The sequence below is a fragment of the Kineothrix sp. MB12-C1 genome (assembly GCF_030863805.1).
GTDB lineage: Bacteria > Bacillota > Clostridia > Lachnospirales > Lachnospiraceae > Kineothrix.
The window spans coordinates 2,304,331-2,316,810 of the sequence record NZ_CP132957.1; the positions used below are offsets into that span (position 1 = coordinate 2,304,331).

The following is a 12,480-nucleotide window of genomic DNA, read 5'->3' on the forward strand; positions in this document are numbered from 1 at the left end:
TTTTAGTTGATAAAATATTCTACGGTAATATTTACTTTAATATCGACTTCACCGGGCATGATGGTGGCTTCGGTGCTAGCTTGGTCTGCGGCGTATTGTTTCACGGAGAGGGAGTTATCCGTATAGCGGACATTGCTATAGTTACTATTTTCCACGATGTTGCTGACACTGCCCAGCGTACAGCCGCTGGCTTCGGCCAATACTTCGGCTTTGGCTCTTGCGGTGGCTACGGCTAGCTTCAAGGCTTCCTGGTAGCCGGAATCATATTTGCTGGACTGATAGGTAACCGATTGAATATTATTAATTCCTGATTGTACGGATTGTGCTAAAATATTGCCTAAGTTATCGAGTGGCAGGTCCGATACGGTCAATGTGGTGGTAGCTTCATAACCGGTGATTTTCTGGGTATTATTACTGTAATTATATATCGGGTACATATAGTAATCAGAGGTCTGAATAGAGTTCTCTGAGATACCTAGTGCTTGCAGCGTTTCGATGACGCTATTTACGTTTTCCGTATTTTTTGTCTGGCAGCTTGCTGCATCTTTCGCCTCGGTGCGAACTGCATATATGACTTGCGCAATATCGGGAACCACAGTTACTGTCTCGCTGCTATTGACGGTGATGGTATTATCGATAGAAGCCGGATATATGGAATTAATAGGCGGAACCTGCATTGCAGAATCCGTTGCGGTATCTGCAGCCATTAAGCTTTCTGTACTGCCGGGGACAGTATTAGGGATGTTGCCGCAGGCTGTTAATGTAATAAGTCCGGCGGTGAATAAGATAGGGGTAAGAAATTGTTTTTTCATACATAAATCCTCCTTTTTAAGTGTCAGGTCATAGTGTCTCTTGCCTATCAGAGATGATTTGAGTATACTAGGAAAGGTCAGGGAATGGTAGAGAGGGAGACGTTATTTTAAAGAAAATTAAGATGTATATGCCGTTTATTAATGTTTCTTAAGATACCTTGTCCGCAAGCGGCCATGGTATGTTTTTTGCACACTCGCTTTGCTCGGCGCAGTATAATAAAATACCAGGAGGATATCACGATATGAACATAGTATTACATCAGCCGGAGATTCCGGCAAACACAGGGAATATAGGACGTACTTGCGTAGCGACAGGGGCTACCCTTCATTTGATAGAGCCTCTTGGATTCCGACTCGATGAGAAAGAAATAAGGCGGGCGGGAATGGACTATTGGAAAGATCTCGATGTGAGATGTTACATGAACTTTGAGGATTTTCAGGAGAAGAATCCGAATGCCAGAATATGGATGGCGACGACCAAAGCAAACCATGTATATACGGAGGTAGCGTTTGGGGAGGACGATTATATTATGTTTGGAAAGGAAAGTGCGGGGATACCGGAGGAAATACTTGTAGATTATGAGGATACTTGCATCCGAATTCCTATGCTGGATAAAATCCGTTCTTTGAATCTGGCAAATTCGGTAGCAGTTGTTCTATATGAAGCATTAAGACAGAATGATTTCGCAAGTATGAAACTGACAGGAGAACTTCACAGACTGCATTGGAAACAAGAGTAGCAGGCAGCCTGTGTTTATTAAGGTGATAGTTTGCCTGAAGGCAAAACTATAACTTGTTAAGTCGTCAATCTTCATAATCCACGTCAGATTTCAGCAATGAGAAGATGAATTCAGAACCGGCACCTGCAGTGCTAATCACATTGATATGTTCACCATGAGCGTGGATAATCTCTTTTGTGATAGATAAGCCCAGGCCGGTTCCTTTTCTGTCTTTTCCTCTGGAGGAATCTGATTTATAGAAACGATCCCAGATTAATTTCAAGTCTTCTTTTGGAATGCCTATGCCGCTGTCCTTCACAGATACAAATACCTTATTATTCTTAACATTCGTTTCGACTTTAATAACAGAATCATGATGGCTGAACTTAATGGCATTGTCAATTAAGTTGTAGAATACTTGTTGAATTTTGCCCATATCCGCATTGACATACATTGTGTCCCCGGTTAGTACGAGCTCGATGGCGAGCATCTTACTGCGGCAGGTTCCTTCGAAGGATGCCGCTGTATTACGGATAACTCGGTTTAACTCGAAATTAGTTTTATCGAGCAACATTCCTTTTGTATTTAAGTTATTTAAGGATAGAAGGCTGTTGGTGAGCTTGTGTAGCCTCTCTGTTTCATTTAAAACAATATTGATATATTTTTCGTGCATTTCCTGCGGGATGGTTCCATCCAACATTGCTTCCAAATAACCTTTAATGGAGGTGAGGGGAGAGCGGAAGTCATGGGATACGTTAGCTACGAATTTCTTCTGGTCGTCTTCAGCACGCGCGATTTCACTAGCCATATAAGAAAGAGAAGCAGCAAGGTAACCTATTTCATCCTCACTGTCTACCTGAAATTCATAGTGCATATTGCCGCTGGCATATTGTTCCGTCGCCTCGGTAATTTTACGAAGAGGGAGATAGACCATCTCTGTGAAGAAAATCAAAATAATAAGAGACAACAGGAACAGAATGACGAGCATAATATAGGAAATGTTAAGCAGGCTGTCACGGGAGGCCTGAATCGTGCTCATAGGCATATGGATGACAACATAACCTTTCACCTTGAAGTTCGAGGTGATCGGAGCAAATACGCTAAGCGTTTGTTCCGAAAAGGTATCGAAAAAGGTGCCCATCGTATAATAAGATCCGGCAGTAATAGTTGGATCGAAATTCTCAATCATTACCTCATTTACCAAATCCACGGGAGAGGAGGAATCGAGAATCATACGGCCGGAAGGATTAATAATCCAGATGGATGCGGATAAATATGTGTCCAAAGCATCCAACTGCTTTTTCACCGTATCGAGAGATGTTTCACTGTTGTATAAATCGGATGCATAAGTATTAGCAATTAAAGTAGCTTCCTTGTAAAGAGCATCTGCTTTTTCCCTTTTGATATGTTCGAGCGTCATGCTCGAGACGAAGGTCGCAACCACGATAAAGCCGAAAAAACCAAAAATAATATATCCTAATATAAACTTTAAATAGAGAGTTTTTCTCATGGAAACGTGGTGCTCCTTCACATTTTTACTTCAAATTTATAGCCGATTCCCCATATAGTAGCGATACGCCATGTATCGTGGTCTTTGATTTTCTCGCGCAGTCGTTTGATATGTACATCGACAGTCCTCGTATCTCCGATATATTCATATCCCCAGATCTGGTCCAAAAGCTGTTCCCTCGTAAATACATGGTTAGGAGAAGCCGCAAGGAAGTACAAAAGTTCCAGTTCCTTGGGCGGCATATCCACCGTCTGTCCCATATAAATAACGGAATAATTCGTCTGATTAACAATGAGGTTGGGATATTCTACACTTTTTATATTAGAGGATTCAGGAATAGCGGCTACAGGCTTATAGCGGCGAAGAACTGCCTTGGCCCTGGCTACAAGCTCCTTAGAATCGAAGGGCTTCTCCATATAATCATCAGCGCCCAGTTCCAGACCGAGAACCTTATCGAAGATTTCTCCTTTGGCGGAAAGCATAATAATCGGAATAGAGGATTTAGCCCGTACTTCCCGGCATACTTGATAGCCATCGATGCCCGGAAGCATTAAGTCGAGCAGAATCAGGTTGGGGCCGAAAGAGTCTACCGCCGTAATAGCAGATTCCCCGTCGTTTACAATCATCGTTTCAAAGCACTCTTTCGTAAGATAGAGGGCGATAAGTTCTGCAATATTATTATCATCGTCCACGATTAAAATTTTCTGTTTGTTCACCATTGGCATGTCCTCCTGAGGTTCCAGTGATCGTTACTATTCATGGCGAAGTCGTGAATAGTAATCAGTGATAAGCGGCCCGAGCCGCAGATTATGATTTAAAAGTTGCAATGGTAACGCCGGCATCTCCTTCGCCGAACTCGCCGAGGCGATAAGATTCCACATATTTTGTTTTCTTAAGGTGGCTTTGAACAGCGTTTCGAAGAGCCCCGGTTCCTTTGCCGTGTACAATGCGCACACTGGGGAGATGGGAGAGATAGGCATCATCCAAATATTTGTCGAGTTCCGAAAGTGCTTCATCTACCGTCTTGCCGAGCAAGTTAATTTCTGTGGAAATATGATAAGACTTGTTCATCTTCATTTTACTTGCGGCAGAACGCTGTAAGGGGGCCTTAGCCGCCGGTTCCTCGTCGATAAGCATCAAATCCTTGAAGTTAACTTGTGAACGCATAATTCCACACTGTACGAAGAGATTTCCTCTGTGATCCGGAAGAGAACTTACCGTTCCTGTTAGACCCATAGAAAGAATCTTTACGCTGTCACCGCGTTTCAGTTGTTCGGGCTTTAGTTCCTTTTTCTGTGGTTTCTCAGATTTCAGCATAAGCTTTGAATTTTTATCGGAGATCTTATCTCTTACTTTTTCTCGGGTTTTCTCCAGATCCTTCATGGAAGCCCCGGGACCGGCCTTTTGGAAGACGCGGATAGTTTCATCAGCCACATCCTTCGCCTCCTGCAGAATATTTCTTGCCTGTTCATTAGCGTCACGCAGAATCCGTTCTCTTGTTTGATCGATCCGTTCTTGCTTGGAGCGTAACTGTTCCTTCAGATTCTTTACTTCCTCTTTATAAGAAGCAATCTCAAGTTGTTCCTTTTCTATCGTAGTGCGGCTGTGCTCCAAGCTGGATAGCAGATCCTCGAAGCTTTCGCTTTCCTGACTGATTTGTTCCTTGGCAGATTCGATAATATAATCGGGCAGACCTAACTTGGAAGAGATGGCAAAGGCATTACTCTTTCCGGGAATACCGATTAACAAGCGGTAGGTAGGCTGTAATGTATTGATATCGAATTCACAGCAGGCATTTTCCACATGATCGGTGGAAAGAGCATATACCTTTATTTCGCTGTAATGAGTGGTAGCCATGGTGCGAATCTTTCTCTTATGGAGATGATCGAGAATGGCAATAGCAAGAGCGGCGCCTTCCGTAGGGTCTGTTCCTGCGCCGAGTTCGTCGAACAAGCAGAGTGAGTCGGCATCTGCATTCTTAAGTATGGAGACAATACTTGTCATATGAGAAGAAAAGGTACTCAGATTCTGCTCGATGCTTTGTTCATCCCCAATGTCGGCATAGACTTCGGTAAAAATAGAAAGCTCTGAACGGTCCAAAGCCGGAATATGAAGTCCGGACTGTCCCATCAAGGTAAAAAGTCCGACCGTTTTTAAGGATACCGTCTTTCCGCCGGTGTTAGGTCCGGTAATAATTAGAAGGTCGAAATCCTTACCGAGATAGATATCGATAGGAACAACCTTTTTCTTGTCGAGAAGAGGATGACGCCCTTTGCGAATATTAATATAGCGATTGTTATTAAATATAGGAGCGGTAGCATTCTGCTCCATAGCAAGGGAAGCTCTGGCAAAAATAAAGTCTAGTGTAGTCATAATTTTTTGATTGGAGGCTAGTGCATAAGTTTGCTCAGATGCCTGAACACTTAGGTTTGCCAGAATAACTTCAATTTCTTCCTGTTCTTTTAGTTCGAGTTCTTTCAATTGATTATTCAGATTGACAATAGCAGCAGGCTCAATAAATAGAGTAGAGCCGGTCGATGACTGGTCATGAATCATACCGGGTACTTGTGACTTGTGTTCCACTTTGACCGGAATACAATAACGGTTGTTACGCATTGTAATAACTGCATCCTGAAGGTAAGTGCGGTAAGAACCATTCACCATATGGTTAAGCTGAGTGTGAATTTTATCGCCGGCGAGAGCTATGCTTCTGCGGATATGCTTCAACGTGGAACTCGCATCATCACTGATTTCATCTTCCGAGAGAATGCAGCGACGAATCTCATTAGCAAGAGGAGTAAGGGGTTCCAAAGTATCAAAAAGTTCATCCAAAGAATCTTGCATGGCTTCTTCTCTATCGTTTCGTCCATACCTCTTGATGCGGTTAACATTATCCAATAATCCGGCTATTTTTAATAGTTCGGCTATGGATAACGTAGCACCTATTTCGAGGGATCTAAGAGCATATCCCAGATCTTTATTGCCTCCAAAGGAAGTAGAACCCTTTTTAAACAAACGGGATAAGGCATCTTTGGTCTGCTCCTGTGCTTCATTTATCACATCCAAATCAGTAAAGGGCTTCAAATCACGGCATAACTTGCGTCCCGGCTCAGAGGTCGCTTTGTCAGCCAACATATCAATAATTTTATTATATTCTAACGTTCGTAATACTTTTTCGTTCATAAGGTTATTTCCTCCTGTGTAACTGCTCAGTTCTCTTACAGTTACAAAAGCAAAGATTGCTTTGTGAAAATCCATTAAAAATACCTTCGATAATGGGATCTCACTTTCCTTTCCATATATTCTTTCATTCGAGCTTTATTGCGTACTTTTGTGACAGTTCAGTTATCAATATCTTTCGCTAATTAGTATATCATATGGAGAAAAAAAATACTATGCGGGGAAAGCATAGTTTTTAAATGCACAGACCCACTGAATAGTTACAGGATGCTGCCATAAAAGGACTGCTCTCACAGGAAAAGTGTGAGAGCAGATTCTTTCTTATATAGTAGTTCCCCTATGGAGAGTGACTGGAAGAGTGGTAATAGGAGGTACCGTCAGCATCAGGTTTTAAATAAAAGAATGAAGGGAGTTCATATCTTCATGGATTAGGGTTTGGCAAAGATTTATTTACTTTAATAGGAAAACAAGATATACTTATGAATGTTACAGTTACAGTTCAGCCATTAACATTGCGAGGTGTTTTTTGTGAACGAAGGTCACAGAAAACTCGGTTTAGCAAGTGCGAAATACTGCGCATGAATTGTTTCTAGGAAGCCATAGGCTGAATAGTAACATGTTACAGTATCCCGGCGTATGGTCGCCAGAAGATAGGAAAGGCATGATATAGATATGGAACAAAATAAAGAAACTTCTCAGGAAAATGGCAGGAATAAGCTGGATTCCGATTTCATAACAGAGAAAATCAAACAACGGCCGCTGGATAAAAAGAAGCTGCTTCGAAGAACATTGATTACTGCTGCTATGGCAGTTGTTTTCGCTTTGGTGGCCTGTCTTACTTTTTTGATTCTGGAGCCGGTCCTAAGCAATTGGCTTTACCCTGAGGATGATCCTGTCCCTATTCAGTTGCCTGCGGAAACAGAGGAGATGCTTCCGGAGGATATGATTGCCGATGAATCGGAGATAGCCCAGCCGGAGCCGCCTGCGGAAATAGAGCTCCAGGATGAGCAGATTGCTCAAGTTCTCGATAATATCAGGCTGAGCAGTGAGGACTATTCTGCCATGTATAACGGTTTAGCCGATGTGGCGAAAGAAGCGGCTAAGTCAATCGTAACAGTTACCGGTTCGGTATCTAATGTGGACTGGTTCAACAATCCTTATGAAAGTGAAGATACCACTTCCGGCATTATTGTAGCGAATCAGGGGAAAGAGATTTTTATTTTAGTTAATTATGAGAAGCTGAAAGATGCTGAGACCATTATGGTGACCTTCCGAAGCGGTGAACGAGCTCAGGCACAGCTTAAAAAGCAGGATAGCAACACAAAACTGGCCATAATATCGATGGCAGAAAGTGATGTGGAAGAAGAGACATTGCAAGGAATTAAGCCGGCTGATTTATCGGGAAGCTCTAGTAATCGAGCGATCTTAGGTAAGCCGGTCATTGCTGTAGGAAGTCCGATGGGAACGAGCGATTCCGTCTGCTATGGAGTTATTACTTCTAACAATGTAGTTCTTAATATGATAGATTCTTTCTATAAGGTGTTGACGACGGATATCTACGGGAGCCAGAATGCGTCCGGTGTGCTCGTGAATCTGGATGGGCAGGTACTTGGTATTATCGACAACACATATAATAGCGAAGATATGAAAAATCTCGTGTCGGCAATAGGAATTACAGAGCTGCGCAGAAAGATAGAAAAGATGAGTAATGAAAAGGATCAGGCTTACCTTGGAACTTATGGAACGGATGTGACAGAGGAAGCGAACGAAGACCTTGGAGTGCCTTATGGGGCGTATATCACCGAGATAGAGATGGATTCCCCGGCGATGAATGCGGGAATACAAAGCGGTGATATTATTACGGCAATCGGAGAAAAAGAAATTAAAACTTACGGTGACTTGGTGACGGCTATGATGGAACTACATCCTGATCAGAGCGTTACTATCTCTTTGATGCGCCAGGGACCGGAGGAGTATCTTCCGATGGAAGTAGAGGTTATACTCGGGAAATTAGAGTAAGGGCAATAGAACATAAGAAAGGAAATTTGGAAGTTTATATGAAATATATTAAGGATTATAAGGATGGAGACAGAGTCTTCGATATTTATTTATGTAAGCATAAGCAGTCCGCAGTGACGAAAAACGGGAAGTCATATGATAATCTGATTTTGCAAGATAAGACAGGAACGGTAGATGCGAAAATATGGGATCCGAATAACCCGGGCATCGGAGATTTCGATACATTGGACTATATTGAAGTATACGGGGATGTGACGAGCTTTCAGAATGCACTTCAAGTTAATGTAAAGCGTATCAGAAGATGCCAGGAGGGTGAATTCAATCCTGCAGACTATCTTCCGGTGAGCAGTAAGAATATAGAAGAAATGTTCGCAGAGCTGTTAAGCTACATAAGAGCGATTGAGAATAAATACTTGAGAAAGCTTATGGAAGCATTTTTTGTAGAGGATACGGAGTTTATTAAGACATTCAAGCAATCATCTGCGGCGAAAACTGTTCACCACGGTTTCGTCGGCGGGCTTCTCGAGCATACCTTAGGTGTTGTGAAGTTATGCGATTATTACTGCAAGGCATATCCTCTGTTAAAAAAAGATTTATTAATCAGCGCAGCTATTTGTCATGATATAGGAAAGACGAGAGAATTATCTCTTTTCCCAGAAAATGATTATACCGATGAAGGGCAATTCCTTGGACATATTATAATAGGGACGGAGATGATTGGAGAGAAAATAAGAAGAATCGAAGGATTCCCATCTCTTCTTTCAGGCGAGTTAAAGCATTGTATTCTCGCTCATCATGGAGAATACGAATATGGTTCACCGAAAAAGCCTGCAATTATAGAAGCAGTCGCTCTTAACTTTGCAGATAATACAGATGCTAAGATTCAGACATTCACAGAGATTCTAAATGCATCTACAGAATCAGGATGGCTTGGATACAACCGATTGTTCGAATCCAACCTGAGGGGAACGAAGCTGGAATAAAAGGAGTAAGAAAGCTGAAAAGATATTTTGCGTGCATATAGGTTACAGTTACTGCTCACAGGTTTGCCTGTGAACAGTAACCATGGAGAATGAGAATGGAATATAAGGAATACAAGAAAAATGACATTCTTACAGTGACAATTGATGATATGGGAAATGACGGAGAGGGTATAGGTAAGATAGACGGCTATACCCTCTTCATAAAAGATGCGGTAATCGGAGATGTTGTGAGCTGTAAGATTATGAAGGCAAAGAAGAACTATGCCTATGCCAAATTAGAGAAGGTGCTTGCTCCTTCGTCGGCTCGTACCGAACCAATCTGTAAATATTACAGACAGTGCGGAGGGTGTCAGCTTCAGGCGATGAGCTATGAAGCACAATTAGAATATAAACAGAATAAGGTGCGGAATCATCTGATCAGAATCGGAGGTTTCGACAAAGAACTTGTGGAAACTGTGATGGAACCGATTGTAGGTATGGAACAGCCGTATTATTATCGTAATAAAGCACAGTTCCCGGTGGGAACGGACAAAGAAGGGAATTTGATTTCCGGCTTTTATGCCGGAAGAACCCATGATATTATTGCTAATACTGATTGTGCCCTCGGTGTGAAGGAGAACCAGGAGATATTAGAGATAGTTCTTGCCTATATGAAAGATAACGGCATAACAGCCTATCATGAGAAGAGCGGAAAAGGAACTGTAAGACATATATTGATTCGGAAAGGCTTTACCAGCGGAGAAATTATGGTATGTCTGGTGGTCAATTTGAAAAAGTCTCTTCCGGCACAAGATCAGCTTGTTGATCTGCTGAAAAAAGTTCCTGGGATAACAAGCGTGTCATTAAGTATCAACATGGAACGGACTAATGTAATTATGGGAAAAGAAGTACGCACTATTTGGGGGCGTGATACGATTATGGACACGATTCATGTGAGGAATACTTCTGATTTTTCCCTGACGAATCAGTCCATTGATTTTTGTATTTCTCCGCTTTCCTTTTATCAGGTGAATCCGGTGCAGACCGAGAAGCTCTATAGCCTTGCATTGGAATATGCAGGGCTTACAGGGAAAGAAACAGTATGGGATCTATACTGCGGTATTGGAACGATTTCTTTATTCCTGGCAGGAAGAGCAAAGAAGGTGTATGGAGTCGAAATCGTACCGCAGGCAATCGAAGATGCAAGGAAAAATACTGAATTGAATGGAATTACCAATGCAGAATTCTTCGTAGGAAAAGCGGAGGAAGTACTCCCTGAGAAATATGAAAAAGAGGGGATCTATGCAGATGTTATCGTCGTAGACCCTCCTAGAAAAGGCTGTGATGAAGCCTGTCTCAACACAATGCTCAAGATGCAGCCGAAACGAATCGTATATGTGAGCTGCGACTCCGCTACCCTGGCCCGAGATATGAAAGTGCTGTGCGAAGGCGGATATGAAGTGGTGAAAGTGCGGGCTGTGGATCAGTTTGGACAGACGGTGCATGTTGAGACGGTAGTATTAATGTCACGGGTAGATGGCTGAAAGGCTGATTTAATGGGGTTTTAGAGAATATAGAAAAACGGCAGAGCTAGTTGGAAAACTGGCTCCGCCGTTTTTTGCGTTCTGGGGAAATATATCTATCGATACGGATTTTAGCTTGTTAAAGTGTGATAGTGGTCGGAAACATGTCTATGGCTGAAATTGAGGAACGGTCGTTCTTGGGAACATATCTATTTCTCAAGTATAGAAGAAACCCCATGACTGAGCAGCGTTTCGCTTAACTCTGTCAGTTCGTCTAATGGAATCGCCTTCCCGTCAGCCACCCACTGCCGATATATATCCAGCGAACTGGTTGCCAGAAAATTGTTGATAATATTTTGCTTTGCCTGGCATAGATGGGCATAGGGATTATGACGGTTGCGATTATGTTTTAATGCCACAGTAAACATTTTATTACAGAAAGTCCGATAGCTGGGAGCACAAATCAGCCGCTCCATAAATATGTCCTGCTGTCCGATACATTCAAAGAAAACCCGGTTTGCTTCGTTCATCGGCATGGAGGCAGGAATTTTGTCAATCTCCTCAAAATAAAGGGAAGCAGCCTCTTTGAGAACATTTTCAAATAAAGCCTCAATACAAGTGTAGTGCAGATAAAAAGTCTTTCTATGAATGCGGGCACGTTCTGTCAATTCCTTGACCGTTATTTCATTGGCATCCATTTCACAGACCATTTCCCGAAAGGTATTCATAATCGCTTCCTTTGTTTTTTGGACTCTCAGGTCTATTTTTTTATCTCCAATCATTCTAGTTCACTCCTTATACTATCCAGATTTTTAAATGTGTGGCGTAAACCACATGATAAAAATACTGGCAATTGCAATCATTGGCTGTTCCAATTACAATTATAATATCCTTGAAGCGAAAAAGCAACACGAGGATATAAAAGTTTTAAAGATAAAATACCAACGACGCATGGATGTTTTACGGGGAAGAATATCATTGACAACACCGATTACGCTTACAGCTGGGAAAGTAATTATAAAAACATCGCTCAATCACACGATTGCAGCACAGGATCTAAAAAAACGTTTACCACTCAAGCTGTCTGCTTGCCGCTCTTCAAATGGTTATACCTGCATGACAGCTTGTGGTGTCTTTGATCCGACGGAAACCCAATCAGGATGGAAAAACGGAGATATCAGCATTGCTGGGGGACGGCTTCACATATTCTTTGATGGAGAAGCGGCTTCAAAGAAGCATTGGGGAATGATGGTCATTGCTCATCTGGATGAAACGGCACTGGAACAGGTGAGAGCGTTGCCGGAATTGATACAGTTGAAAATTGAGTTGGAAACAGTTTAGTACAGGGAGGCGATTTTGTGAAATATACAAGTTTCAATGAATTTAAGAAAGCGAATCTATTTGGAACCGGGATTCCCAATTTTATGCTGGCAAAGAACATGACGGGAAAATCTTATCTGAAGCCACTGAAGATGGCAGGAAAAGCACTCATGCTTGCCAATGTCACCTTCTCTCCTGGTTCCCGCTGCTTTTGGCATATTCACAGGGGCAGCCATGGCGGCGGACAGATCTTGATTTGCGCAGCAGGCGAAGGCTGGTATCAGGAAGAAGGGAAGGAACCAATCTCACTGGTTCCCGGTAGTGTGATCGATATCCCAACGGATCTCCTGCACTGGCATGGTGCGAAAAAGGATAGCTGGTTCAGCCATTTGTCCATTGAAGTACCGGGAGAAAATTGCAGCAATGAGTAGTTAG

The 12,480-nt window shown here is 42.4% G+C and carries 11 protein-coding genes; 6 read left to right on the forward strand and 5 right to left on the reverse strand.

Annotated features, from left to right (window positions below):
* Positions 1–2: 2 nt before the first annotated feature.
* Positions 3–812 carry an SIMPL domain-containing protein gene (locus RBB56_RS10810; RefSeq protein WP_306718961.1) on the reverse strand — a complete coding sequence of 270 codons (810 nt, stop codon included), beginning with the start codon at positions 810–812 and terminating at the stop codon, positions 3–5.
* Between the two features lie 242 nt (positions 813–1,054).
* Here RBB56_RS10810 and RBB56_RS10815 point away from each other — a divergent pair, with 242 nt between their 5' ends.
* Positions 1,055–1,552 (forward strand): tRNA (cytidine(34)-2'-O)-methyltransferase, encoded by a 498-nt coding sequence (locus tag RBB56_RS10815; protein WP_306718962.1) that lies wholly within the window; start codon positions 1,055–1,057, stop codon positions 1,550–1,552.
* A 64-nt stretch (positions 1,553–1,616) separates the two neighbouring features.
* On the opposite strand, the gene RBB56_RS10820 is transcribed toward RBB56_RS10815, so the two are convergent.
* From RBB56_RS10820 to RBB56_RS10830, 3 genes are all read right to left on the reverse strand, one after another.
* Positions 1,617–3,041, reverse strand: coding sequence for a sensor histidine kinase (locus RBB56_RS10820; protein WP_306718963.1), 1,425 nt, complete (start codon positions 3,039–3,041; stop codon positions 1,617–1,619).
* A gap of 17 nt (positions 3,042–3,058) precedes the next feature.
* Entirely contained in the window at positions 3,059–3,760 is a 702-nt protein-coding gene (locus tag RBB56_RS10825; protein WP_306718964.1) for a response regulator transcription factor, read from the reverse strand.
* Positions 3,761–3,848: 88 nt separating this feature from the next.
* Positions 3,849–6,224, reverse strand: coding sequence for an endonuclease MutS2 (locus tag RBB56_RS10830; protein ID WP_306718965.1), 2,376 nt, complete (start codon positions 6,222–6,224; stop codon positions 3,849–3,851).
* A gap of 669 nt (positions 6,225–6,893) precedes the next feature.
* Here RBB56_RS10830 and RBB56_RS10835 point away from each other — a divergent pair.
* From RBB56_RS10835 to rlmD, 3 genes are all read left to right on the forward strand, one after another.
* Complete coding sequence (locus tag RBB56_RS10835; protein WP_306718966.1) at positions 6,894–8,240, forward strand: S1C family serine protease; 1,347 nt, start codon at positions 6,894–6,896, stop codon at positions 8,238–8,240.
* 38 nt (positions 8,241–8,278) lie between these two features.
* Entirely contained in the window at positions 8,279–9,223 is a 945-nt protein-coding gene (locus RBB56_RS10840) for a 3'-5' exoribonuclease YhaM family protein (RefSeq protein WP_306718968.1), read from the forward strand.
* A gap of 95 nt (positions 9,224–9,318) precedes the next feature.
* Positions 9,319–10,746 (forward strand): 23S rRNA (uracil(1939)-C(5))-methyltransferase RlmD, encoded by a 1,428-nt coding sequence (rlmD, locus tag RBB56_RS10845; protein ID WP_306718969.1) that lies wholly within the window; start codon positions 9,319–9,321, stop codon positions 10,744–10,746.
* A gap of 188 nt (positions 10,747–10,934) precedes the next feature.
* Here rlmD and RBB56_RS10850 read toward each other — a convergent pair whose 3' ends face one another.
* Positions 10,935–11,507 (reverse strand): TetR/AcrR family transcriptional regulator, encoded by a 573-nt coding sequence (locus RBB56_RS10850; protein WP_306718970.1) that lies wholly within the window; start codon positions 11,505–11,507, stop codon positions 10,935–10,937.
* A 52-nt stretch (positions 11,508–11,559) separates the two neighbouring features.
* On the opposite strand from RBB56_RS10850, the gene RBB56_RS10855 reads away from it, so the two are divergent.
* Both RBB56_RS10855 and RBB56_RS10860 read left to right on the forward strand, forming a co-directional pair.
* A complete protein-coding gene (locus RBB56_RS10855; RefSeq protein WP_306718971.1) occupies positions 11,560–12,066 on the forward strand; it encodes a cyclophilin-like fold protein in 507 nt (168 codons plus the stop codon).
* A gap of 17 nt (positions 12,067–12,083) precedes the next feature.
* Entirely contained in the window at positions 12,084–12,476 is a 393-nt protein-coding gene (locus RBB56_RS10860; RefSeq protein WP_306718972.1) for a cupin domain-containing protein, read from the forward strand.
* Positions 12,477–12,480 lie beyond the last annotated feature (4 nt).